We start from the raw sequence: 25,883 nt of genomic DNA, 5'->3' as shown, positions 1-25,883 counted from the left end.
ATAATAGCAAATTTAAATTTTTAAAGATTGTAAATTTCGGAACAAAAGATTTAAATGGTATTTATTAATTTAAATAATATACTAAATATTATGATAAGTTGAATAATAAGTAATATTCATTTAGTAATCACTATGGTTCTTAAAGGAATTTTAAAATATTTAGATATCAAGCTAATTAATACAATCAAATTCTCTATAATTTTTAACCATACTATATAGGTATTTTAATATAAATTACAGTTCCAAGTCCTAATTTGCTATTTATAAGGAGACCAAAATTATCTCCATAGGTTAACTTAAGGCGTTTATTTGTATTAAACAAGCCAATATGATTTGAGTATTCACCGTCAAAATTAAGCTTGTCTCTTATGTTCTTAAGGTTTTGTGTATCAATTCCAATGCCATTGTCAATAATTGCGAGTGTTAATAGATCATTTTTGAGTAATATTTTAATTTTAATCTTACCTTTTCCATCTTTATTTTTAATGCCGTGATATATAGAATTCTCAACCAATGGCTGTATCAATAATTTAATTGTGTGGACAGGTTCTACATTCTTATTATAGGTCCATAATACATCAAATTTATCTGTATATCTTATCATTTGAATATCTAGATAAGTTTTAGTGTATTTAATTTCGTCGCCAACAGAAACTTTACCGCAAGGAGTTGTTAAGGAGTAGTCTAATATACTAGATAGATTTTCTATCATCCTAATAGGTTTACTATTACTCCCGGTTGCCTTTATTACTTCCCAATATATTGTGTGTAATGTGTTATATAAAAAATGAGGATTTATTTGAGACTGCAATGCAATAAGTTCCATATTTTCTAATTTATATTTTCTTTCAGATAACTGCACCTTTAAATAGTCTTGTTCAATAAATGTAGTAATCAGATTTTCTATAATATAACTAAATTCATTTTTTGCATTGCTATTAATTACAGGAAGAGTCTGATTTTTCTTAGCTGAATCAATTATTGATATAATATTCGAAATTTGTTTGTAATTTTTTCTAGTAAGATAAAAGGTTAAAATTAATCCTAAAATAAATGAAACTAATAATAATATAATAGTATATTTACCTAATCTTATAGAAACATAATATAAAGCATCCTCTGGAATTATAGATATATAATTCCATGAAAATCTGTCAGAATGAATAATTGTTTTACTTAAAAATTTATTTTCTGATGTAGAGTAAACTACATTAGTATTCGATTTTAATAGTTCATTAATATCAAAATTATTTATATTATTAGAAGTTTTGTTACTGATAATTTCACTATTGTTTCCATCTAATATAAATATCTTTTGTTCAGGTGCAGTAACAGATTTATTTAGTAAATCTTGTATGTAATCAGCTTTAATATTTAAAACTATCACACCATTATTAAGAGCCATTCTTTTATAAACTGTTATAAGTTTTGTCTCTTTTTCTTCAAAGTCATATTGCTTTACATCCCTTGTTTCTATCCATAATTTTTCATTTGATGGATGATTCAAATAGTTCTTGTACCAAGAGCTATCAAAGTAATTGTTTAGATTTGTTATACCATTATTAGTTGTATAAAACCTACCATTTTCATTTTCATAGTAAATATGTATGGAATAAATGTAAGGTTTTGAATTAGCAAATGAATTCAGAAAGAAGCAAATTTTATCTGTATTTATCAAATCTGATGAATATATTGTTTTTTCTTTTAAAACATTTTTTAAAGTAAAAGCAATATTAGAATTATAATCAAATTGAATATTTAGGGTATCGATTTCATTAAAAATCAGGTCAATATTAGATTTTGTTTGATTTAGAAGATCCGTATTATTTTGAGCTATTTGGTTTTTTATATATCCTTGGGTAATAGCTATTGACAAAGAGCCTAATAGTAGTGTTGGTATTAGTAAAGGAATTAAAAATATAATCAAATTTTTTCTGAAAAAATTCTTATTCAAAAAATTCATCACCTTTCAAAAGGCTTAGGATTAATAGTATCTTTTTGATTTCTATATTCCTTGGGACTCTTGCCATAATAGTTTTTAAAAGTTCTAGTAAAATTTTTCGTATTACTATAGCCAACCATTTCACTAATTTCATAAGTTTTATATCTTATATCATTTAGTAACTCAGCAGCGCGATTCATTTTCACCCTTATTAAGTAATTAGAAAAACGCTCTCCAGTTTTTTGCTTAAAAAATTGACTTAGATAGTTAGGATTCATGTGAACTGATTCAGCAATGTCTTCAAGCCTTGCATCTTTATAGTGTTCACTCACATAATTTTTGACAAATGATATAATTTTTGAGTTATAACTTGATGAGTCTTTAAAATTATTTATATCCTCATCCAAAACTTTATCTACATTAGGTGAACATTCGCTGTCCAAGCTTTTTTTTAAAGAAGAAAAAACTTCAAAAATTTCATTGTATTTTGAAGGCTTCACAATATAATCACTAACTCCATAAACTAGAGCGCTATGTGCATATTCAAAGTCCTTATATGCACTTAGAAAGATAACTTTTATTTTTAGCTTACGATTAAATATCTCTTTTGCAAGGCCAATGCCATCTAAAAACGGCATTTTTATATCGCAAAGGATTACATTTACAGGAGTATTTAAAATGTACTCTAAGGCAAGTTTTCCATTCTCTAATTGATCAACAATTTCAAAACCTAAATCATTCCATGGAAAATAGCTGCATAGTAAGTTTCTTGATTCACTTTCATCATCGACTACAAGTAGTTTGTACATTATTATGTTCCCCCTATCAAGATGTTTTCAAAGAGTCATATGATTGAGCCTAATGTTATAATTACTGTAAATTTAATGTTTTATCAAAGCAAGACTACGACTTATATTATATGGTTAAGTAGTCATTAAGATTTTACCATATAACAACCAAAATTGCATATACAAAACAGCAAGTGCACTGAAACCTATGAGAAAGTGATGCTAATAATAAGAAGATGATACTTTTTATAAGAAAAAGATACCTTTTTTAATTAGTCATTAGGAAGTTCTGTTTTAAAGATACCATTTATAATGATAGATATCTTATGTAAATAATTACATTTGTGCTAGAATAGCATTAATGTACATTGAGAAAATACATAGTTTAATTTTATTTGCAAAAAATGAGCAATTAAGTTATAGCTAGTAATAAGTGATATTAAGCATAGGAGTGTTTGGTATGTATAATGAATATTATAATATTAAGAAAATAATAGAAGGGGTATATCATATAAGTGATCCCAATAATATATGCTGTACATTAATTGTGGGAAATAAAAAGGCATTACTATTTGATACGGGTTATGGAATTGGAGATTTAAAACAAGTAATTAAATCCGTAACTGATTTGCCTATTGTTGTAGTCAACAGTCATGGGCATCTTGATCATATGGGAGGGAACTATCAGTTTGATGAAATACATATTCATGAAGATGATATATCATTAGCGAAGCATATTCTTTTGTCAGATAAGAGAAAATGGACTGTAGAGAATTATAAAAAAAATATAGGACTTCCAAAAGATTTTAGGGAAGAAGAATATATAAATAGGGATTGTAATATAGATTTTATTCCAGTAAAAGAAGGAGAAGTGTTTGATGTGGGGGGATATGAACTTGAAGTAATTTATTGTAAAGGACATACAGCTGGGTGTATTTCATTAATTGAAAGGAAAAACAAGCTGTTGCTCTCTGGAGATACAATATTGCAGCATGTATGGATGTTTCTAGAAGAAAGTAGAAAAATGAGTGAATATATTGAGAGCCTTAAAAAGTTAAACGAATTAGAGGTTAATATTATTCTTACCTCGCATTCTAGTGAACCCTATAGCAAAGAGTTATTAAGTAATTTAATCCATTGTGCTAATAATATTAATGTTTCTAAAAGTACACCATATTTTAATGAAGCATATCCATATAAGGCATTTATGTATTCTGAAGGTGGAGAGCCTTTTGTTACTCCAGACTATGTTTCCATTGTATTTAGAGAGGATAAATTGTAATATTACAAAATTTAAAGTATAAAAATCATAAATATATACTCGCCTTTATAGAAACAGCTAAAATGATAGAACTGTATTTATAAGGTGAGTATTCTATTTTTAATACATTTTAAATAGCGCATATATTTATGATTATAAGAAAATGATGTATTTTATAAGATAAAGATACTTTTTTTAAGTGAACTATAAAAAAGTCCTGTTAAAACGATACCATTTATAATAATAGGTCACTTATGTAAATAATTACATGTATGATAGAATAACATTAAAGCTGCAGCAATAACAGTGAAATCTCTGGTGCATTTAGCACTATATAAAATTAGGAGGATATTTATGAAAAATAGAAAAAAAATCATTAGTATTTTATGTGCTTTTTCAATAGCCACATCTATGTTTATAGGTTGTGGAGGTGCTTCAAAAGATGCTGGTAAAGATAGTAGCAAAGGAGATCAGGTAACTCTAAGATTCTCTTGGTGGGGAAGTGATACGCGCCATAAGGCAACTTTAGAAGCAATAGATTTATACATGAAACAAAATCCTAATGTAAAGATAGAAGCAGAATATGGTGGAGTTGATGGGTATCAGGATAAGTTATCAACTCAGTTAGGCGGTGGTACTGCACCAGATCTTATTCAAGTAGACAACCCTTGGATTTATGATTATGCAAAACAAGGAGAAATGTTTTATGATTTAAATGAATTTAAAGACATAATTGACATGAGTGGATTCGATAAAAAATTCTTAGATGGATATTGTACACTTAATGGAAAAATTCAAGGTCTACCAATGGGGTTAAATGCATTAACTATAGTCTACAACAAGGATATAATGAAAAACGCTAATGCTGATATAACTAAAGATTTAGATTGGGACAAATTAATTGAAGAAGGCAAGAAAGTTCATGCACAAAATAGTAATAACTATTTATTGAATGCTGAACAAAATAACTTTTTAGATTTTATTATTATGCCATATGTTATTCAAAAGACTGGTCAGCAATGGGTAAAAGATGATTATACAATGGGATTTGATAAAGCTACACTTACTCAAGCATTTGAACTTGAAAGGAAACTATTTGATGAAGGTATTGTACAACCAGCAGAACAAAGCTTTACATTCAAATCTAAGCCAGAGCAAAATACTGCATGGATAAATAAGCAGTTTGGTGGGACTATTAATTGGGCAGCTGGTTTGGGTGTACTTCTTGGTACTTTAGGAGATAGTGCTGATGTTACATTATTCCCAGTACCTAAAGATGCAAAGAATTCAGGAATAGTAGTAAGACCTGCGACTTTACTTTGTATTAATAAAAAATCTCCTAATGCAAAAGAAGCAGCAAAGTTTATGAACTTTTTCTTTAACGATAAGGAAGCAGCTAAAATTTTAGGAGATGTTAGATCTATACCTCCTGTAGAGGCTTCAAGAAAGGCTGCATTAGATGCAAACAAAGTAAATCCATTATCAGTAAAAGCTGTTGAGCAAGCAACAAAAAACCCAGGGCTAATATACAATGGTGTTTCTAGTAATTCAGAATTAAGAAATATTTTATTAACTGAAATTGAAAATGTTGCATATAAAAAGTTTACACCTGACCAAGCAGCAGATGACATGATTAAACTTTATGAAAGTAAGCTAAAAGAATTAAAGAGTGCTGCAAACTAGAATTAATTAGTCAATGTATGGCAATGTAGTAATTAGAAGCTTCAGCATAGATATTAACCAAATTGATTATTGGGTGTTTCTAATGAAGGATTAATATATTATGCTGGAGCTCATCTATTAGTAAATAATTAGCATTGCAAGAGATTAATATAAAGTAAAGGTAGGAGGTTTTTACGTGGAACAAAGTACAGCAATAGAATTAAAAAGTAGTCTTCACCATAAAAGAAGTAAGACATTGAAAAAATACACGGGATTATTATACATAGCCCCATGGCTATTAGGTTTTCTTGGTTTTCAGCTATATCCTTTAGTTTCATCATTTTATTATTCATTTACTAATTTAAGTTTAGGTGGAAACCCTAAATTTGTTGGTTTAGATAATTATATACGTATATTTACAGTGGATCCAGAGTTTTGGAAATCCTTAAGTGTAACAATTGTATATGTATTTACATCAGTTCCTGCAAAATTAGCGTTTGCATTACTGATTGCAATGATATTAAACTCAAAATTAAAATTTATAAATGCTTTTAGGACTATATACTATATTCCATCCATACTTGGGGGAAGTGTAGCAGTATCTGTATTATGGCGTTTCTTGTTTATGAAAGAAGGTACAATAAATCAGATTTTATCTGTATTCTCAATACCACCTCTTGATTGGATTGGCAGTCCTAGTTTGGCATTATTCACAATAGATATACTTACTGTTTGGCAGTTTGGTTCATCTATGGTGTTGTTTCTTGCGGGCTTAAAACAGATACCAGCAGAACTATATGAAGCCGGAATAATGGATGGAGCATCAAAAATTAGAATGTTCTTTACAATTACTATACCAATGCTAACACCAATAGTATTTTTTAACGTTATTATGCAATTAGTTGGAGCTTTCCAAGAGTTCACATCCGCTTTTGTAATAACAGGTGGAGGTCCTATGCAATCAACTTATTTATATGGAATGAAGTTGTATTTAGAAGCTTTCAGATATTTTAAAATGGGATATGCATCTGCCTTATCTTGGATTCTATTTTTAATAATATTAGTTTTCACGCTTATAATATTTAAATCTTCAAAGAAATGGGTTTATTACGATGATGGAGGCGAGTTTTAATGAATAAAAAGTCAAGGAGCACAATTCTAAGATATGTAATTTTAGTAGTAGTCGGAATAATCATGATTTATCCAGTTGTATGGCTTTTCTTTGCTTCATTTAAAAGTAATGATGAATTATTTGGTTCGGCATCATTACTTCCTAAAGCATTTACATGGGATTCATATATACAAGGATGGAAGGGAAGTGGACAATATGGATATAGTACATTTTTCCTTAATACAATAAAACTTGTTATACCAACTGTATTATTTACGGTAATTTCAAGTGCTGTGGTAGCTTACGGTTTTGCAAGATTTAAGTTTCCATTTAAAAAGATATTATTTGCTCTTATGATATCTACACTGATGCTACCAAATGCTGTTGTTATTATTCCTAAATATATGCTATTTAGAGATTTAGGCTGGATTGATAGTTATAATCCTTTTATTGTACCTGCAATTTTTGCCGGATATCCATTTTTTATCTTTATGTTAGTTCAGTTTTTTAGAGGTGTTCCGAGAGAATTGGATGAAGCGGCAACAATTGATGGCTGTAATTCCTTTACAATTTTTTTAAGGATTATGTTGCCTCTAAGTAAACCAGCATTATTTTCAGCAGGAATATTTCAATTTATGTGGACATGGAATGATTTCTTCAATTCCTTAGTTTATATTAATAGTGTTAACAAGTTAACGTTGCCTTTAGCACTTAGGGTATCTCTTGATGCATCAGCTTCAGTTAACTGGAATCAGATAATGGCTATGGCACTAGTAAGTATATTACCTTGTATACTAATATTCTTCTTTGCTCAGAAACATTTTGTAGAAGGAATTGCTACAACAGGTATGAAGGGGTAAGTTATTATTGCTATTAGCGACCAAAGCATAGTTAAGTTATGATAGCTATGCTTTTGTATTTTGGACATACCAAAAGAATGAAGCTTCTATTTTTTAGATAACAACGACGATTAGAGATGTGAAAGATATGAGAATATCTAAGAATGATGGGAGAGCGTATTAAATGATAAATGGCGAAAACGCAGTCATATGAATAATGATTGGAGGTTAATTAACATGGAATTTATCATGACGGCAAGAAGTAAGGAACAAGAGAATACTGATTATCTCACATTGCATGAACAGGGATTAAATGCTTCTGTAGAGATATTAGGCGGAAATGGGGGGATAAAGAACCCATTTCATGCAAAAGTATTGATTAATAACGAAAATAATGCAAAGTGGTATGGAGTTATTCATATTGAATTGCCATTCAATAAAGTAAATCCACGCTATTTCATGCCAGCATTTATGTATGGTAGAAATCGTGGTGAGTGTCCACAGAATGTTCCTAATGAGTTTCCAAGACTTAGAGAGGAGACGAAGCGCCCATCCTCACCTTGGTGGATGGTAAGAGGCGACAGGTTATCCCATCCAGTAGCCTTGGTATATGACAGTGATAAAATATACGGATTTAGCGCAAGCCCATATTTCATAAGTAAAAGTGGAATGAAACAGCAATGGAAACCCGAAGTTGAAGGTGAATTTTATCAATATGCAGGATATACATGTTCGCTATCTAAAGGAACTGTAGGCTATACATTGGGTTATGAAAATGCACCATGGCTATTTATAAAATCACATGACGTTAGAGAAAGAGCAACACTAAGTGATAATTGTTTTGAATTGGAGCCAGGAGAGACTGTTGAATTCACATTGGATTTATACGAATTTGACTCTAAAACAATGCTGGATGTTAATGCTGTGGTTGAAGAGGTATATTATCATTATCATCAGAACCCAAGAAATTCCAGTGATATAAGAACGACAGTTGCTGATTTGGCCCGTGCTGTTTATCAAGATGCATGGCTTCCAGAAGAATTAAGTTATTCTGGTCAGGTTTTTGAAGATAAGGATACTGGAGGATACAGATATAACAAAATTATATCGATTACTTGGACTAATGGATTATCAGTAGCAACACCTATGTTAATGGCAGCTTTGCGGCTTGGGGATGAGTGTATGCGTCAGCAGGCACTATCCTGCATAGAAAATATTATTAAAAATTCCCTAAACCCTGCTAATGGGTTACCTTATGAGGCTTATAGTGATGGAAAATGGTCAGTTAATGGATGGTGGTTCGATGGTATGCATACACTAGGACATAGTTCCTACTTAATAGGGCAGTCACTATTTTATATTCTTAAGGCTTATGATTATGAAAAGAGACTTAAAAACTGCCTTCATGAGGATTGGATGTCATTTGTAAAAGAAGTTCTTATGAAAGTTGAAAAGACAAAAAATACTGATGAAGAATATCCTTTTATTTTATCAGAGAAAACTGGAGCTGGTATTGAATACGATTCGTTTGGTGGCACATGGTGTATGGCCGCATTGGGATATTATTGCTATATTACAGGAGACAAATCACATATAGATAGCTTAAGGAAAAGTGAAAAGCATTATTATGAGAAATACATTAAGCGTATGGAATGTTATGGAGCACCGCTTGATACAGATAAGGCAACTGATTCTGAGGGGATTTTAGCATACATAAAAGCAGTTAAATTCCTACATACATTAACTGGCGAAAATGAATATTTAGAACACATGCGAGATGCAATATGCTATGAGTTTTCTTTTAAGTTCTGCTATAATTCTCCTGTCAAAATAGAACCACTTAGTAGAATTGGATGGTCCAGCTGTGGAGGAAGTGTGACATCCATTGCTAATCCTCATATCCATCCAATGTCGAGTAATCTTGTAGATGAATTGTTATATTTTGTGGAGAATAATGAAGATGAATATGTAAGAAAACGTATGATGGATGTAATAGGCTGGGGATGCCAGACCTATAACACATATGATAAAGAATATGATTATGGGAAAAAAGGCTGGATGTCTGAGAGATTCTGCCATTGTGAAGGGTTAGTATCAGAAAAATATAGTGACGGCTCACTTGCTAGTACGTGGTTTTGCCTAATGCCATGGGCAAGCGGATCCATTATAGATGGTCTTGCAGGATGTTATTGGGATAAATGTTTCGAATAGAAAGAGTTTATAATTCATATGAGTTCTAATTAATTAAATTACTAAACGATTGAATTATTTCGGTTAACAGGATATTTAATAAATTTAGATTTGAGAATAAATAAGAAGTAATAGAGATGTTTAATATTGGATTTAACATACAAAAATAAACAAAGAAAAGGTGAGAAATATATGGAAATGACATTAAGATGGTTTGGAAAAGAAGCAGATTCAGTAACACTGGAACAAATTAGACAAATTCCTGGAGTTACAGGTGTTGTAACAACTTTATACGATACAATGCCAGGAGAGGTTTGGCCTCATGAGAGAATTAAAGCCATGAAAGCTGAAGTAGAGGCGGCTGGTCTTAGAATAGCAGGTATAGAAAGTGTTAATATACATGATTCGATTAAAGTAGGTACACCAGATAGAGATAAATATATAGCTAATTATATTACTACTTTAGAGAGATTAGGGCAAGAAGGCATAGATGTTGTTTGTTATAATTTTATGCCAGTATTTGATTGGACTAGATCTGACCTTGCTAAAGTAAGACCTGACGGTTCAACAGTGTTATCTTATGACCAAGAACTTGTTGACAAAATTAATCCTGAGAATTTATTATCTTCAATGGATTCAAAATCTAATGGCTTTATGCTTCCAGGCTGGGAGCCTGAGCGTATGGCTAGAATTAAAGAATTATTTGAAATGTATAAAGATGTGGATAATGAGAAATTATTTAGTAATTTAAAATACTTCTTAGAGGCAATCATGCCAACGTGTGAGAAGTACAATATAAAGATGGCAATACATCCAGATGATCCAGCATGGCCAGTATTTGGATTACCAAGAATTATGACATGTAAAGAAAACTTATTAAGACTAGTAACTATGGTAGATAGTCCATGTAATGGAGTTACCTTATGTACTGGATCTTTAGGATCAAATATGAATAATGATATTCCAGATATTATAAGAGCATTAAAGGGAAAAATTCATTTTGCTCATGTTAGAAATATTAAACACTATGCTCCAGGAAAATTTGATGAAGCTGCACATCTATCCTCTGATGGATCTTTAGATATGTATGAAGTTATGAAAGCCTTATATGAAATAGGGTTTAAAGGAATTGTAAGACCAGATCATGGTCGCATGATTTGGAGAGAAGTAGCTATGCCAGGATATGGACTTTATGATAGAGCTCTTGGAGTAGCATATTTAAATGGAATATTGGAAAGCTTACAGAAGTCAATTACAAAACTATCTAAAAACAATTAATAACTAGTAGTATACTGAAAATGTGGAGGTAGTTAAGATGATAGATAAAAAAAGTAAATTATATTCTTGTTGGCTAAGCTACAGTAATATTAAAAACAGTAAGTATAAAGAATATCTTGAAAATGTCTTGGTTTCCTGTAAAAGCGAAATTATAGATTCGGCAGTATCTGAATTAGGAAGGGTATTTAAAGAAATTTGTGATAGTAAAAAGACTCAAGCAATTTACGAAAATGAAAAAGACATTAAAGATATTAGCTATATTAAATTGGAGAAAAATCAAGATGAAAGTTTAGTTAATGATGGATATAAGATAAAACATGAGATTATTAATGGAAAAAATGAATGTATAAGTATTTCTGCTAAGAATGATAATGGTATTCTTTATGGAGTGTTTGCTTTATTGCGTTTACTTGAACAAAATAAGCAGCTTGAAGGAATTGAAATAGTAGATAATCCCGAGAAAGATCTTAGATTAATAAATCATTGGGATAATGGAGATGGAACTATTGAACGTGGCTTTGCTGGTGCTTCTGTTTTGTTCGAAAGCTGCAGGAACAAAGATATTATGAAGGAGGTTATGGATGAAATTGGTGGCATAACAGCAACTAGACCGGCCTTAAGAAAAGCGTTTAATGATGACTATAAGGTAGCTTCTGATTTAGATAGGGTTAATGATTATGCAAGAATGCTTTCCTCTATTGGAATTAATGGAGTAATCATAAATAACACTAATGTTCATGAAGCAGAGACTCACTTAATGGATAGTAAAATTGATATTGTGAAAAATATTAGTGATATATTTGATAAATGGGGAATTAAAACTTATTTGAGTATAAATTTTGCTGCTCCAATTACATTGAAGGATTTAGATACTTCTGATCCATTAGATGAAAGGGTAAAAGAATGGTGGAATAAAAAAGTTCAATATATGTATAAAGTGATTCCTAATTTGGGAGGTTTCATGGTAAAAGCTGATTCAGAGGGAAGACCAGGGCCATTTACTTATGGACGTAACCATGCAGATGGAGCTAATATGCTTGGAGAAGCACTTGTACCATATGGAGGAATATTAATATGGAGATGCTTTGTATACAACTGCAAGCAGGATTGGCGAGATCATTCAATAGATAGAGCCAAGGCAGCTTATGATTGTTTTAACCCATTAGATGGACAATTTTTAGATAATGTATATTTACAAATTAAGAATGGTCCATTGGATTTCCAAGTTAGGGAACCAGTATCACCATTATTTGGGACAATGGATAAAACTAATAAATTATTGGAACTTCAAATAACTCAGGAATACACAGGACAACAAAAGCATGTATGCTATTTAATTCCTATGTGGAAAGAGGTTTTAAATACTCAAACTTACGCAAATGGTAATATTGGAAGCAATGTTGCTAAGAGAATCAGTGGAATTAATGCAATAGTTAATGTAGGAAACGATGAAAACTGGACTGGTCACTTCTTAGCTCAAGCTAATCTTTATGGATATGGGCGTCTTGCTTGGAATAGTGATATTATTAGTGAGGCGATTGCAGAAGAGTGGATAACTCTAACTCTTGGCAATAATCCAGTAGTTATGAAAAACGTAAAAGATATATTAATGAATTCCTGGGAAGCATATGAAAAGTATACATCACCTCTTGGAATAGGTTGGATGGTATCGCCAGGACATCACTACGGACCAGATGTAGATGGATATGAATTTTCGCCTTGGGGTACATATCATAGAGCAGACTGTAAAGGCGTTGGAATTGATCGTACCATTGAAAAAGGAACAGGTTATTCAGAACAATATAATGAACCTATTAAGAGTAAATATAATAATTTAGAAAGCTGCCCGGATGAATTATTATTATTTTTCCATCATGTACCTTATACTAAGGTATTGAAATCAGGAAAAACAGTAATTCAGCATATCTATGATACACATTTTGAGGGCTTTGAAATAGTAGAGAATTTTATCCATAAGTGGAATGAATTAAAAGATATCATAGATGAAAAGGTATATGAGCAAGTTCTTGAACGACTTAATATACAACTAGATAGCGCTAGAGATTGGAGAGACCAAGTTAATACATATTTCTATAGAATGTCTGGAATACAGGATGAAAAAGGTAGAAAAATATATTAATTTATTTCTAATATTTACCGACTAAGTATTAGAACTCTGATAATATAGTTTTTATATAACCATATTATGAAATGCTATTGGAATTTACTTTTTTTATAATAATGTTAAAATTTTGGTGTAAATACCAGTTAAAAAAATTAAAAAAATATCTTGCACAATGAAAAAAAAAGTGCTATTATGAAAACGTAGTCTAGAGAGGGGTGCCTAGAAAGGGCTTTTAGTAGACTATAATGAAATAATAATAATATCTAGCATGTTACTGATTCGATCAGGCATAAGCATAGAGAAGTAAAATGAAGTAATATTTATTCGTTAAAAACACATATTTTGTACAGTTTTTATAGGGTATTATCATATTTTTTTATGATTTAATTTTGGTGTACAAATATTGTGACGATATACGAATATATACTATTGTTTTATTTCCAAATGCTTATGCCTTTTGTTTTTGTAACAAATAAAAAATAGGAGGTATAAAAATGGTAGGAATTATTCTTGCTAGTCACGGAGAATTTGCTAAAGGCATCATGCAATCTGGTGCGATGATTTTCGGAGAACAAGAAAACGTAAAAGCTGTTACGTTGATGCCTAGCGAAGGACCTGATGATCTTAGAGCAAAAATGAAAGATGCAATCGCATCCTTTGACAACCAAGATGAGGTTTTATTCTTAGTTGATCTTTGGGGTGGTACACCATTCAACCAAGCGAATATGCTATTTGAAGAACATAAAGACAAATGGGCAATCGTAGCTGGTTTGAATTTACCAATGCTGATTGAAACTTATGGTGCACGTCTTTCAATGGAATCTGCTCATGAAATTGCAGCTTATATCTTAAATGCAGGTAAAGAAGGAGTTAAAGTTAAACCCGAGGAGTTAGAACCAGCAGATACTGGTAATGCTTCAGGAGCTGGAGCAGGGCAATCTAATGCAGGTGTACCTGGATCGTTTGAATACGTTTTAGCTCGTATCGACTCTCGTTTACTTCATGGTCAAGTAGCAACTGCTTGGACAAAAACTGTAAATCCTACACGAATTATTGTCGTGTCAGATGATGTAGCTAGAGATACTCTTCGTAAGAATTTGATTACGCAAGCTTCTCCTCCGGGGGTTAAGGCTCATGTTGTTCCAGTTGATCATATGATTAAACTTGCAAAAGATGATAAGCATTTTGGAGGCCAACGTGCAATGCTTCTTTTTGAAAATCCAAAAGATGTGCTTAGAGCTGTAGAAGGCGGAATACCGCTAAAGATAATCAATGTTGGTTCAATGGCTCATTCTCCAGGTAAGGTTCAACCAAGCAAAGTTTTAGCTTTCAATCAAGAAGATATTGATATATTCAATAAGCTTAAACAAGCTGGACTTACTTTTGATGTGCGTAAAGTACCAAATGATTCAAAAGCAAATATGGACGAAATACTTAAAAAAGCACAAGAAGAATTAAAAAAATTAAAATAATCTAATTATTTAGAGAAAAAGGAGGATTAATAACCATGACTTTAAATATAGTTCAAATTATATTAGTCATTTTAATAGCATTTTTAGCTGGTGTAGAAGGTATCTTAGATGAATTCCAATTTCACCAACCGATAATTGCTTGTACATTAATTGGCTTGGTTACAGGTAATTTACTACCATGCTTAATCTTAGGTGGTACTCTTCAAATGATAGCCTTAGGTTGGGCAAATATTGGTGCTGCTGTAGCACCTGATGCAGCATTAGCCGCTGTTGCATCTGCAATTATTTTAGTTCTTGGAGGTCAAGGTGAAGCAGGAGTTGCTTCAGCAATCGCTATTGCTGTTCCTTTAGCAGTTGCAGGATTATTATTAACAATTATTTGTCGTACACTTGCTACAGCGTTCGTACATTTTATGGATGCTGCTGCTAAAGAAGGAAATCTTAGAGCTATTGATATGTGGCAAATCGCTGCTATTTGTCTACAAGGTATACGTATTGCGATTCCAGCAGCACTAGTATTAGCAATCGGTGCAGGTCCTATTAGTTCATTACTTGCTGCTATGCCTACTTGGTTAACTGGTGGTTTAGCAATTGGTGGTGGAATGGTTGTAGCTGTTGGTTATGCAATGGTAATCAACATGATGGCTACAAAAGAAGTATGGCCATTCTTCGCAATTGGTTTTGTATTAGCAACTGTTTCACAAATTACACTTATCGGACTTGGTGCAATAGGTGTAGCTTTAGCACTTCTTTACTTAGCACTTAGCAAACAAGGTGGCTCAGGTAATGGTGGAAGTTCAAATACTGGTGATCCTTTAGGGGATCTAATAGATAGATACTAAGAAGGGAGAGGAAACGAAAATGTCAAAAGAATTAAAATTAACAAAAAGAGACCGTATTTCTGTTTGGTTCCGTTCATTTTTCCTTCAAGGTTCTTGGAACTATGAAAGAATGCAAAATGGTGGTTGGGCATTTGCAATGATTCCAGCAATCAGAAAATTATATAAGACTAAAGAAGAGAGAGCTGCAGCATTAGAACGTCACTTAGAGTTCTTTAACACTCACCCATATGTAGCTTCACCAGTTGTTGGTGTAACATTAGCTTTAGAAGAAGAACGTGCAAATGGTGCACCAATCGACGATGTAACTATTCAAGGTGTTAAGATTGGTATGATGGGACCTTTAGCAGGTATCGGAGATCCAGTTTTCTGGTTCACTGTAAGACCAATTTTAGGAGCATTAGCTGCTTCACTTGCTCTAGGTGGTAACATCCTTGGACCAATTATCTTCTTCTTCGCTTGGAATATCATCCGTATGGCATTTATGTGGTATACACAAGAGTTTGGTTACAAAGCAGGATCTCGTATTAGTGAAGATTTATCAGGTAATATGCTACAAGATATTACAAAAGGAGCATCTATCCTTGGTATGTTCATCTTAGGATCGTTAGTTAACAGATGGGTATCTGTTAAATTTGCACCAGTAGTATCATCTGTTAAATTAAGTGATGGTGCATTTATTGATTGGAGCAAACTTCCTGCTGGAGCAGAAGGTGTTAAGCAAGCTCTATTACAACAAGCATCAGGTATGTCATTAACTGATACTAAGATTACAACATTACAAAATAACTTAGATTCATTAATCCCTGGATTTGTAGGATTATTAATTACACTTCTTTGTATGTGGTTACTTAAGAGGAAAGTATCTCCAATTCTTATAATTCTTGGATTGTTCATAATTGGTATTGTTTTCCACTTGATCGGTTTAATGTAGTACTTTTTTACTTAGCCTAGGCTTTTTAGCCTGGGCTTTTGTTAACAATATTAATCGTGTTACTTTTAATAGACTTTGGAATAATTGATAAAAGCATGTAAAGAATATATAATAAAAATAAATGTGTATATAAGTAGAAAAGAGGTAGATAGGATGGTTGAGTCACTCAATACAAAGGTGGATCTAGCAATTGATGGAACATCTTTTGCTGGTGTTGCAGATTATGGCAAGATTATGATAGGTGACAAAGGTTTTGAGTTCTATAATTCTCGTGATTATCGTAAATTTATTCAAATTCCTTGGGAAGAAGTTGACTATGTGATTGCATCTGTATTATTTAAGGGAAAATGGATTCCACGATATGCAATTCGAACGAAGAAAAATGGAACATATACTTTTTCTTCTAAAGAAGCAAAGAAAGTGCTTCGTACTGTTCGAAATTATGTTGATCCAAATCATATGGTTTATTCATTAAGTTTTGTTGATGTAGTAAAACGAGCACTGAAATCTACATTTAAGAAGAAGAGCTGATCGACTAAAGAAGTCATCATGTTTATAAAGTAAAACTTTTCAGATAGAGTTTTATATTCACAGTTGAATTTAGTTGAACTTATGCAATAAAGAGTATTTTGTCTTGCATTTTTCTTTCTACCATGAAACCCACTAAAATAGATAGTAGATTTTAGTGGGTTGTTTTAATGTAAAATATTCAAATATTTATCTTGATTTTATAGAGCAATGCTAATTTACAAAAGTAAACTCTAATGGATTTTTATCAAATAATCTTGGATAAGTATATTTAGGATATCCCACCATAATAGCACCAGTAATTTTCTTATTTTCAGGGATGTTAAATAATTTAAGTAATGGAGAATTATCTTTCATAGCAATTATTTCAAACATTCCAGCCCAGCATGTTCCTAAGCCTAGTGTTGGCGCATATAGCTCCAAATATGTTAATGAAAGAATTGAATTTTCTCTTCCTCGTGGAAAGTTTGAATTAGCAGTTGCTAGGACAAGGCTGGATGCTCCACGCAAAATTGTATCAATTCCTTTTTCACGGTATGGCTTTGTAAATTCACTTGATACATTATCCTTTTCAAATTCTTCGATGACAATTTTAACAGCTTTATCAAGTATCTTTCTATCATCAATTATAGTATAAGATATTCCTTGAAGATTATGTCCACTAGGAGCAAAATGTGCAATATTCACAAGATCTATTAATTTTTCTCTTGGGACAGGAGTCTCTTTATATGAGCGGATTGAACGCCTTGAACGAATGAAGTTTTCAGCCTCCTCAGGACTTAGTTTTTGAAATTTTTTTGAGCTGGTTTGATTGGCTAATGGTGTTTTTATATTATCAACTGCTTCCCTTGGACATATCGCTACACAATGACCACAAGAAATACACTCCTCGCCGCAAATTTCTTTAGGTCCATTTTCACTAAGTTCTAATATATATTCTGGGCACTCATTTACGCACAAACCACATTTAATACATTTATCTTGATTTACAGTTATCAAATTCATTTTTATCTTCTCCTTTACTTTAAACATATTCCTTTAAGTAATAAGATTTATTTAATAGTATTATCGTATTAAAGATATATATAGATTTCCAATTTAAGAATTCAATTTATTAGATGAACATATTTATAAAGCTTCTAAAATTTTAAGTTTATATCTTCACTAGAAATCATAAATATATTTGTGGAGAAAACATTTGAAAATGAGCTGTTAAAGGTTCTTAGCTGTAGGTTGTTCCACTTTAGCTTGTCAAACTGAAAGTTGGAGCATGCTAAAGTGGATACAACCTGCTGATTAGAACCTTTAACAGCTCATTTTCATAGCTTTTCGGAATCAAAATATTTATGATTTCGGTAAGCTATCACACAAGTCTAAATTTAAAGTTGGATATCTATAATATGCTTAACAATATAAAATTAATGAAAGTAAATTCTTTTTAATACATTATACAATTAAAGAATTCTTTTAAATAGATGATAAATTATCATAGGATAAATAATCACAGCAGTATTATCATTATTAGCAGTAAATAATTATTTAGGAATATGAGCTTGTTATTTTTGTATTATATTTTGAAGAATTTCACAAATTACTGATGAGTTGGTTGATTTTCAGTGGTAAATGCACTTGAGGATTTAGCATTATTTTCTCTATTTAAGAGACCATTAGTGATTAAATAATAAACACATGCTATCAAAAGTACACTGCAACTTGCAATTGTGATTCCAATAACACCAAATGAATGATATACAGAGGTACTTATCCATGATCCAAGGGACCCACCTAAGTAATACCCAACCATGTAAAGGGAATTTAATCTGCTATGATTTTGAAGACTAAGCTTATAAATCCTTCCTTGATTTAGAGACATGTTCATTCTTGAACCAACATCTAAAGTAAAGGTTACGAGAATTATAATTATAAGTTTGGACCAGCCTACACCTAAGATTAAAAAAGAAACAAACATTATAGCTAAAGCAAAAAGGTTCCATAAGCTTACTTTTTTACTATTTGTAAGTTTTCCCGAAAATCCAGCGGCTAACGCACCTGCTATACCTAAAAAGCCAAAGAGTCCAACTATTGCACTTCCATAACTATAAGGAGAACCTTCTAAAATAAAGGATAATGAAACCCAAAAAATATTAAAGGCACAAAAGGCAGCAGCACCAAAAACTATTGTTTCTCTTAATACTTTTTCTTTTTTTAATAATGGAGGTAAAGATAGTATGATATTTTTATATGAACTTTCCTTTTTTACATTATCATTTGGGAGAGAATAAAATAAGTATACTGCAAAAATTAATAAAACTATTGCTGCAAATTCATGAACTCCTCTCCAGCCAATTAGTTGGCCAACAACTCCACCTAGAACTCTACCGAGTAAAACTCCAAGAAATACTCCAGTTAATAAGTGACCAACAATTATACCACGTTTTTCTGACGAAATATTTGAAGAAACAAATGGGATTATAAGCTGTGCTGAAACACTTGAAATCCCCATAAAAAAGCCTATAATTACTATTAAATTAAAGGTAGAGACTAAAGTCATTAAATATAATAATATAGCTGAACAAATAATACTTAAAATGATTAATAGTTTTCTACTATACCTGTCTCCTAGTGGAACAATGAACAACAATCCCATTGTATAGCCTATCTGTATAGCTGTTACAAGCTTACCAGATGATGAAGCAGGTATAAAAAAATCATTGGAAATATTGGTCAATAAAACTTGATCGTAGTACAAATTAGCTACTATAATTGCACAAATAATTGATAAAATTAATAATAGTTTGTTTGAAAAATTTTTGTTTTTTAAAGCTCTATTCATTTTTACATCTTCCTCTCTATAGCTTATGAAGATAGTGTATAATGAAAGTATTATTTTAAATAGAAGCTAAGTTATCATATGATTAATAATACTATGTTTAGCAGACCTTAATCATAATTCTAAAAGTATTGCAAGAATTTTAGCCGCAATTGTAAAATGTGCATTGTGAATTACAACATATATAATAATAAAGTTTATATGAATAGAGATGGGGCGGTAATAATGATATCTAAAAACAAAGAACTTGGATTATTTTTAAAAAAGAAAAGATCCACATTAAGACCAGAACAATTTGGACTCAAATTTGATAAAAAAAGAAGGGTGAAAGGATTAAAGAGAGAGGAAGTAGCTGATTTAGCCGGAGTAAGTATTGACTGGTATGTGCGTATTGAACAAGGACAAGATGTTAATCCATCAATAGATGTGTTGCTTTCCTTGAGTAGGGTTTTGCAATTAAATAATGAAGAAAAAAGATATTTATTTAATTTATCAGATAAGAAATTACCTGTAGAAGACTTTGCAGCTGTTACTATTTCTAATACATTACAAAAATTCTTAGACAATCAAAATCCAAGCATAGCTTATGTTACTGATAGTAAATTAACAATGATTGGATGGAATATGGCGGCACTAAAAGTTTATGGTAATTATGAAGAAATGGATGAAAAAGAAAGAAACTCGGTTTGGAGAGCTTTTAATGATGATTATCTAAAAGAACTGTTAGATAATTGGGAAGGACATTCTAAATTACGTGTTGAACAATTGAGAGCAAATTACGGCTATTATGAGAATGATAATACAATAAATGCAATTATAAATGAATTAAATGAAGAAGATCCTCTATTCAATAAATGGTGGAATAATCAAGGTATTATGGGAACACCAGAAGGTCAAAAACTTTTGCATCATCCTTTAGTAGGGGATTTATACCTAAGTTATATTTCATTTAGGTCCACAGAAATAGAGGGAGCAAGTATCACCATTCAAATGCCTATAGATGATGAAACAAAGAATAAATTAAAGCAGCTTATCTTAGAATAAATAATATTCATCATTAAGCTTATTGCTCTTAATGGAATCATAATTATGCCATATTTTTAGCATAAGAATTCAGAATAATGTAGCACGTTATTTCTTTCCTGTAATAGTCATAAAAGCTCTGTAAATTATAAATTGATTTATGAAGTCAACTTGTAATAAAAACGAAAGTGAGTTATAATTGTTGATAATATCAATTAATTTGGAGGCGAATATGAGAAACGAAGAGATAATTAGAAAAGAGGTAAGATTAATTGTGAGAGAATTAGGGCTGCTTAATCACAATTGCCTAAATTCTGAATTAACACTGGCTCAAGCTCATATATTAAATTACATAAAACAAAATGGAAAAACTCCTTTTAATGAATTGCTAATAAATTTAGGTATTGATAAGGCTTCGTTAAGCAGGATACTTAATAATTTGGAGGCTAAAAATTATTTGGAGCTGAAGAAATCAGAAGCTGATAAAAGAATGAAAGATATTTGTATTCTTCCATTAGGTATTGAGGCTATAAATAGTGGAGACCATGAAGCAAATAAATTTATTAATGAAATTTTAAATTTAGGGGATAGTGAGGATACAGAAAATATTGTGGGAGCATTTAGATTATTTCGCGTTCTTGCATTAAAAAACAATCTCAAGAAGAATGATTCTAGAATATTAATAGAAAGAATTTCTGAAAATTATATAAAAGAAGCAATTGAATTAGCAACAGAAGTATTTACTAATGAGCAAAGCATTCCAGCAGAATTGGTTCCAGTGAGTGAGTATTTAAAACCAATTTGGTGGTGTGCAAGAGTAGGAGAAGATATTATTGGAGTAGTATCAGCATGGAAAGAAAAGGATAAATGGCATTGGGGAAGATTTGCTGTTGATAAAAGATTGAGAGGTATGGGAATTGGTCAGAAGCTTGCTATAGCTTCATTAAAAGAAATTTTTAATTCTTATACTGACGAAATTTACATTGAAGCAAGAGATGCAACTCTAAATATGTTAATGAAATTCGAATGCAAAGTAATTGGAGAGGCAGAAGATTTTTATGGTGAACCTGTAACTCCAATAATATTAAGTAAAAGTAATTTTATTAAGAGATGTAAATAGAGAAAAAATATTAATTAAAGAAAGTGCTATGCATTAGTTGAAAATATTGATGCTTAGCATTTTCTTGTTTTTATAAGTTAAAGGCTGAATAAGAGGCGAATGCATATATTTTTTTACTAATGCTATTATGATATACTTAAATTTAAAGTAATAATTTGCAACAATTTTTGTTGAAAATTTTAAGAATCATTAACTGAACATAGCTTTTAGTATAAGTCAGAATATTAGTATGTGTTAATATTTAAATATTAAAATTTTATATTGTGTACGCATAAAAAATAATATTTAAGGTTATATAAGAGTGGAGATAAGAAAGAGGAGTGATTTATGAAGAGGATTGAATTAATTCTTATGAAGCTTAAAGAGAAAACGAGTACAGATGCGAAAGGGTTTTCAGCAACTGAAATTGCAGAGGAGTTAAATCTTACTAGAGGAAATGTCAGTACTGATTTAAATAAGTTAGTAAGCGAAGGGAAAGTAAAAAAGATAAAGGGAAAACCAACACTATTTATTTTTATAGATAAAGAAATTGATAAATCTGAAGTGTCAATGATAAATAGATTTGCAGAATCTAATCCAAGTTTATATACGGCAATTGAGCAAGCAAAAGCTGCAATACTATACCCCCCTAATGGAATGAATATGTTACTCCTTGGAGAAACAGGTGTTGGGAAGTCAACTTTTGCTGGATTGATATATAAGTATGCAGTTGAAATGAAAATAAAACCTAAAGATAGTCCTTTTATAACATTTAATTGTGCTGATTATGCTAATAATCCTCAATTGCTGCTTGGACAATTATTTGGAGTGAAAAAAGGTGCATATACAGGTGCTGATTCTGATAAGCAAGGTCTTTTAGAAAAAGCTGATGGGGGAATTTTATTTTTAGATGAAGTTCATAGACTAACAGCAGAGGGACAGGAAATGTTTTTTACCTTTATGGATAGAGGTGTATATAGAAGACTTGGAGAAACTGATAGTGAAAGAAGTGCAAAGGTTCTTATAATAACGGCTACAACTGAAGACCCAAACATGAATTTACTTCAAACCTTTACAAGAAGAATTCCGATGGTAATAACTATACCACCTTTGAGAAATAGAGGGATGGAAGAAAGATTTAATCTTATAAAACAATTCATGATTGAAGAATCTGGACGCTTAGGAAAGAGTATTAAGGTATCAGTAAATTCCTTAAAAGCTTTTTTATCTTATGATTGTCCAAATAATATAGGGCAGTTAAAATCTGATATACAGTTAACTTGTGCTAAAGCCTATGCAGATTTTCTTTCAAATAGAAAGGAAGATATAAGGATTAGCAGTTTAGAATTGCAACCTTATATAAGAGAAGGGTTATATAAGGAAGTCGAGCATAGACAATTATGGAATAAATTAATTGATATAAATAATAGATATTGTGTTTTTGACAAAAATGAAAAGCAAATGATTTTTGAAGAAAATGAGCAAAATCAAAATATTTATGAAATGTTAGATGCTAAAACCAAGGAACTTAAAGCAAAAGGAATTGAAGGTAAAGAATTTGAAGAAGAAATGGAAAGTGATATAGAAGAGTATTTTAAAAATTATATGATTAAGTTCCATAATAAAGCTGATACTGCAAATTTCGAAAACATCATTGAACCATATATTATGAGTGTAATACAAAAAGTTGTAAATTTTTGTGAAACAGAATTAAAAAGAGAACTTGATAAGCAGATATACTATGGCTTAGCAGTTCATATAAGTAATTCCATAGATCGAATTAAAAGAAACAAAAAGATTGAAAATCCAAAGCTAAATAAAATAAGAAAAGAATATAGTAAAGAATTTAATATTGCACTAGAAGCTTTAAAGATAATAGAAGAAGCAATAGACAGAGAAGTTCCTATTGATGAAGCAGGATTTTTAACTATGTTTTTAATTTACAATAGTGAAAGGATAAAAAATAAACGTGATAATGTAAATGTAATAATTATTGCTCATGGAGAAGGAACAGCTACTTGCATGGCCAATGCGGTAAATGGACTTTTAGGGACGCAATATGCAAAAGGAATAAATGCACCAATAGAGGAAAAACCACAAGTTATATTAGAAAGAACTAAGGATTATATTAGAGAAAATAAAATTACCTCGGATGTTTTATTCTTAGTTGATATGGGATCCTTGGTTACCTTTGGCAAAGAAATAGAAGTAGAATTTAAAATAAAAACAAGGACGATTCCCTTGGTAAGCACTTTACATTGCATTGAAGCTACTAGAAAAGCTATAATTGGATATACTTTAGATGAAATATATAGGGATACCCTGGAGGTAAATAATTTATACGATAATAATGTATTAGATTATATTCCAGAATCACCTGAAGAAAGAAAATTAGCAATCATAACTGTATGTACTACTGGTGAAGGCAGTGCCAAAGCCATGAAGGTATTACTAGAAAGAAATCTAAAGTTTGAAAATGATTTTCTAGAAATTGTTCCTGTTAATTTTATAGGAAAAGAAAGTATATATAGCCGATTAGATAAATTATCTAATAAATATGAAATAATTTGTTTAGTTAGTCCTTTTGAACTTGAAAGTGATTATATACAATATAATTTGGAAGATATCATTGAAGGTAATTGCATAGAAAATATACAGGATTTAATAAATAGAGAAAAAGTTTATGTAAAGATGGAAGAAACCTTAGAACATCAATTAAAGAACATCGAAGGCAAAGCGGTTCTTAATGATATAAAAAGGTTTACTACAACAGTTACTAAATTGCTAAATATAAAATTAACTTCTAATGCAATTATAGGAATAACTCTTCATATGGCAGTAATGATAGATAGATTGTGTAGTGATGGAGTCATAGATGCATATAACAACATAGATTCATGCATAAAAGAAAATTCGGAATTGTATAGAATAATAAAAACGGAATGTTCAAGATTAAATACTAAGTACACAATTTATATTTCAGATGATGAAATATGCTATCTTATGAATCTATTTACAATGAAAAGTAGAAAAAATAAAGCACATTGATAATGTGCTTTAAAAGGTTTTCAAAAAGTAAAGCACATAAATACTTTTTGAAGATCTTTTTTTATTAAGTTAAGAAGGCTAAAATACAAGGTTTAAAGAAATTAATAAATATTCTGTATTAATTCTTTAGGTTGGCATGAAGATTGCTATATATATTACTGAGATGCAAATCAAATAATTAAAATAGAAGGTGAAGAAATGGATATATTATCAATGGATCAAGTAGTTATGGAATTAGTAGTTAATGGAGGGCATGCAAGAAGTAAATCCATGGAAGCTATTAAAGCAGCAAGAAAAGGTGAGATAGAATTTGCAAAGGAAAAAATAAAGGAAGCTAACGAAGCTTTAAATAAAGCTCATAATTTTCAAACTAGCTTAATTCAAAAAGAAGCAGCTGGAGAAGAAGTAGGACTAAGTTTACTTATGGTGCATGCTCAAGATCATTTAATGAATGCTATGACAGTAAGAGATTTAGCTAAAGAAATGATTTCTATGTATGAGGAATTTAGAAAGTAATTATTAGAAAAAATAAATTCAGTTTATTTATATGAAACAAGATAGAAATATGAGTTAAATCAATAATAAGTTTTTAGGAGGAATAAGAAATGAGATATATAACTTTAGTTTGTGCGGCAGGTATGTCAACAAGTATATTAATGGCCAGGATGCAAGAAAGTGCAAAAAAACAAGGAATAGAAGCAAAGATTGTTGCTATGTCAGAATCAAAATTTGAAGAATATGAGGAACCAACAGAAGTTTTACTTTTAGGGCCTCAAATTGAATATATGGCAGATGAAATGAAGGAACAATATGAACCAAAGGGAATTAAAGTAGCAGTAATAGATATGATGGATTACGGAACTCTTAATGGAGAAAAAGTTTTAAAGGATGCACTTGCATTATTAGATTAATTG

The 25,883-nt window shown here is 30.8% G+C and carries 20 protein-coding genes; 16 read left to right on the top strand and 4 right to left on the bottom strand.

Annotation, left to right across the window (positions count from 1 at the left end):
- Positions 1-211: 211 nt before the first annotated feature.
- Positions 212-1,963 carry a sensor histidine kinase gene (locus L3B96_RS10720; RefSeq protein ID WP_238860796.1) on the bottom strand — a complete coding sequence of 584 codons (1,752 nt, stop codon included), beginning with the start codon at positions 1,961-1,963 and terminating at the stop codon, positions 212-214.
- Positions 1,963-2,751, bottom strand: a complete 789-nt coding sequence (locus L3B96_RS10715; protein WP_077304349.1) for a response regulator — start codon at positions 2,749-2,751, stop codon at positions 1,963-1,965. The genes L3B96_RS10720 and L3B96_RS10715 overlap by 1 nt, the downstream gene beginning before the upstream one ends.
- 439 nt (positions 2,752-3,190) lie before the next feature.
- Between L3B96_RS10715 and L3B96_RS10710 the strand changes: the two genes are divergently transcribed.
- The 11 genes from L3B96_RS10710 to L3B96_RS10660 all read left to right on the top strand — a co-directional run bounded on the left by L3B96_RS10710 (position 3,191) and on the right by L3B96_RS10660 (position 16,972).
- A complete protein-coding gene (locus tag L3B96_RS10710) occupies positions 3,191-4,012 on the top strand; it encodes an MBL fold metallo-hydrolase (protein ID WP_238860794.1) in 822 nt (273 codons plus the stop codon).
- A 333-nt stretch (positions 4,013-4,345) separates the two neighbouring features.
- A complete protein-coding gene (locus L3B96_RS10705; RefSeq protein WP_238860792.1) occupies positions 4,346-5,674 on the top strand; it encodes an ABC transporter substrate-binding protein in 1,329 nt (442 codons plus the stop codon).
- A gap of 175 nt (positions 5,675-5,849) precedes the next feature.
- On the top strand, positions 5,850-6,785 hold the full coding sequence (locus tag L3B96_RS10700) for a sugar ABC transporter permease (protein WP_017209430.1): 936 nt from the start codon (positions 5,850-5,852) through the stop codon (positions 6,783-6,785).
- The gene (locus tag L3B96_RS10695; protein ID WP_017209431.1) at positions 6,785-7,624 is read left to right on the top strand and encodes a carbohydrate ABC transporter permease; all 840 of its coding nucleotides are present in this window, start codon (positions 6,785-6,787) and stop codon (positions 7,622-7,624) included. The genes L3B96_RS10700 and L3B96_RS10695 overlap by 1 nt, the downstream gene beginning before the upstream one ends.
- A 216-nt stretch (positions 7,625-7,840) precedes the next feature.
- A complete protein-coding gene (locus L3B96_RS10690) occupies positions 7,841-9,814 on the top strand; it encodes a hypothetical protein (protein ID WP_238860791.1) in 1,974 nt (657 codons plus the stop codon).
- A gap of 171 nt (positions 9,815-9,985) precedes the next feature.
- Positions 9,986-11,071 carry a mannonate dehydratase gene (gene uxuA, locus L3B96_RS10685; RefSeq protein ID WP_238860790.1) on the top strand — a complete coding sequence of 362 codons (1,086 nt, stop codon included), beginning with the start codon at positions 9,986-9,988 and terminating at the stop codon, positions 11,069-11,071.
- 37 nt (positions 11,072-11,108) lie between these two features.
- Positions 11,109-13,211: an alpha-glucuronidase family glycosyl hydrolase gene (locus L3B96_RS10680; RefSeq protein ID WP_238860789.1), complete on the top strand. Its 2,103-nt coding sequence runs from the start codon at positions 11,109-11,111 to the stop codon at positions 13,209-13,211.
- A 479-nt stretch (positions 13,212-13,690) separates the two neighbouring features.
- Positions 13,691-14,668 carry a mannose/fructose/sorbose PTS transporter subunit IIA gene (locus L3B96_RS10675; protein ID WP_238860788.1) on the top strand — a complete coding sequence of 326 codons (978 nt, stop codon included), beginning with the start codon at positions 13,691-13,693 and terminating at the stop codon, positions 14,666-14,668.
- A gap of 35 nt (positions 14,669-14,703) precedes the next feature.
- Positions 14,704-15,510, top strand: a complete 807-nt coding sequence (locus L3B96_RS10670) for a PTS mannose/fructose/sorbose transporter subunit IIC (RefSeq protein WP_017209435.1) — start codon at positions 14,704-14,706, stop codon at positions 15,508-15,510.
- A 19-nt stretch (positions 15,511-15,529) separates the two neighbouring features.
- Entirely contained in the window at positions 15,530-16,441 is a 912-nt protein-coding gene (locus L3B96_RS10665; RefSeq protein ID WP_011968058.1) for a PTS system mannose/fructose/sorbose family transporter subunit IID, read from the top strand.
- Positions 16,442-16,594: 153 nt separating this feature from the next.
- Entirely contained in the window at positions 16,595-16,972 is a 378-nt protein-coding gene (locus L3B96_RS10660) for a DUF956 family protein (RefSeq protein WP_023975728.1), read from the top strand.
- A 210-nt stretch (positions 16,973-17,182) separates the two neighbouring features.
- Here the strand turns inward: L3B96_RS10660 and L3B96_RS10655 are convergent, their stop codons facing one another.
- Together L3B96_RS10655 and L3B96_RS10650 are read right to left on the bottom strand one after the other, a co-directional pair.
- The gene (locus L3B96_RS10655) at positions 17,183-17,974 is read right to left on the bottom strand and encodes a nitroreductase family protein (protein WP_238860787.1); all 792 of its coding nucleotides are present in this window, start codon (positions 17,972-17,974) and stop codon (positions 17,183-17,185) included.
- Between the two features lie 586 nt (positions 17,975-18,560).
- Positions 18,561-19,802, bottom strand: a complete 1,242-nt coding sequence (locus L3B96_RS10650; RefSeq protein ID WP_238860786.1) for an MFS transporter — start codon at positions 19,800-19,802, stop codon at positions 18,561-18,563.
- 165 nt (positions 19,803-19,967) lie between these two features.
- Between L3B96_RS10650 and L3B96_RS10645 the strand changes: the two genes are divergently transcribed.
- The 5 genes from L3B96_RS10645 to L3B96_RS10625 all read left to right on the top strand — a co-directional run bounded on the left by L3B96_RS10645 (position 19,968) and on the right by L3B96_RS10625 (position 25,880).
- Entirely contained in the window at positions 19,968-20,843 is an 876-nt protein-coding gene (locus L3B96_RS10645) for a helix-turn-helix transcriptional regulator (RefSeq protein WP_238860785.1), read from the top strand.
- A gap of 211 nt (positions 20,844-21,054) precedes the next feature.
- Positions 21,055-21,942, top strand: a complete 888-nt coding sequence (locus L3B96_RS10640) for a bifunctional helix-turn-helix transcriptional regulator/GNAT family N-acetyltransferase (protein WP_238860784.1) — start codon at positions 21,055-21,057, stop codon at positions 21,940-21,942.
- 327 nt (positions 21,943-22,269) lie between these two features.
- Positions 22,270-24,969 (top strand): sigma-54-dependent transcriptional regulator, encoded by a 2,700-nt coding sequence (locus L3B96_RS10635; protein WP_238860783.1) that lies wholly within the window; start codon positions 22,270-22,272, stop codon positions 24,967-24,969.
- 198 nt (positions 24,970-25,167) lie between these two features.
- Positions 25,168-25,485, top strand: a complete 318-nt coding sequence (locus L3B96_RS10630) for a PTS lactose/cellobiose transporter subunit IIA (RefSeq protein ID WP_041894219.1) — start codon at positions 25,168-25,170, stop codon at positions 25,483-25,485.
- A gap of 89 nt (positions 25,486-25,574) precedes the next feature.
- Complete coding sequence (locus tag L3B96_RS10625) at positions 25,575-25,880, top strand: PTS sugar transporter subunit IIB (RefSeq protein ID WP_017209445.1); 306 nt, start codon at positions 25,575-25,577, stop codon at positions 25,878-25,880.
- Positions 25,881-25,883: the final 3 nt, after the last annotated feature.

This window comes from Clostridium sp. YIM B02569, from assembly GCF_022320765.1.
In the GTDB taxonomy this organism is placed as follows: Bacteria; Bacillota; Clostridia; order Clostridiales; family Clostridiaceae; genus Clostridium; species Clostridium beijerinckii.
The sequence above is the reverse complement of the archived record's forward strand: the minus strand, read 5'-3'. Positions and strand labels throughout refer to the sequence as shown.

Coding starts and splice junctions, on each gene's coding strand:
- L3B96_RS10690 (WP_238860791.1), top strand. CDS start 7,841: ATGGAATTTATCATGACGGCAAGAAGTAAGGAACAAGAGAATACTGAT.
- L3B96_RS10635 (WP_238860783.1), top strand. CDS start 22,270: ATGAAGAGGATTGAATTAATTCTTATGAAGCTTAAAGAGAAAACGAGT.
- L3B96_RS10695 (WP_017209431.1), top strand. CDS start 6,785: ATGAATAAAAAGTCAAGGAGCACAATTCTAAGATATGTAATTTTAGTA.
- L3B96_RS10680 (WP_238860789.1), top strand. CDS start 11,109: ATGATAGATAAAAAAAGTAAATTATATTCTTGTTGGCTAAGCTACAGT.
- L3B96_RS10630 (WP_041894219.1), top strand. CDS start 25,168: ATGGATATATTATCAATGGATCAAGTAGTTATGGAATTAGTAGTTAAT.
- L3B96_RS10660 (WP_023975728.1), top strand. CDS start 16,595: ATGGTTGAGTCACTCAATACAAAGGTGGATCTAGCAATTGATGGAACA.
- L3B96_RS10625 (WP_017209445.1), top strand. CDS start 25,575: ATGAGATATATAACTTTAGTTTGTGCGGCAGGTATGTCAACAAGTATA.
- L3B96_RS10665 (WP_011968058.1), top strand. CDS start 15,530: ATGTCAAAAGAATTAAAATTAACAAAAAGAGACCGTATTTCTGTTTGG.
- L3B96_RS10650 (WP_238860786.1), bottom strand. CDS start 19,802: ATGAATAGAGCTTTAAAAAACAAAAATTTTTCAAACAAACTATTATTA.
- uxuA (WP_238860790.1), top strand. CDS start 9,986: ATGGAAATGACATTAAGATGGTTTGGAAAAGAAGCAGATTCAGTAACA.
- L3B96_RS10710 (WP_238860794.1), top strand. CDS start 3,191: ATGTATAATGAATATTATAATATTAAGAAAATAATAGAAGGGGTATAT.
- L3B96_RS10655 (WP_238860787.1), bottom strand. CDS start 17,974: ATGAATTTGATAACTGTAAATCAAGATAAATGTATTAAATGTGGTTTG.
- L3B96_RS10705 (WP_238860792.1), top strand. CDS start 4,346: ATGAAAAATAGAAAAAAAATCATTAGTATTTTATGTGCTTTTTCAATA.
- L3B96_RS10640 (WP_238860784.1), top strand. CDS start 21,055: ATGAGAAACGAAGAGATAATTAGAAAAGAGGTAAGATTAATTGTGAGA.
- L3B96_RS10720 (WP_238860796.1), bottom strand. CDS start 1,963: ATGAATTTTTTGAATAAGAATTTTTTCAGAAAAAATTTGATTATATTT.
- L3B96_RS10670 (WP_017209435.1), top strand. CDS start 14,704: ATGACTTTAAATATAGTTCAAATTATATTAGTCATTTTAATAGCATTT.
- L3B96_RS10715 (WP_077304349.1), bottom strand. CDS start 2,751: ATGTACAAACTACTTGTAGTCGATGATGAAAGTGAATCAAGAAACTTA.
- L3B96_RS10675 (WP_238860788.1), top strand. CDS start 13,691: ATGGTAGGAATTATTCTTGCTAGTCACGGAGAATTTGCTAAAGGCATC.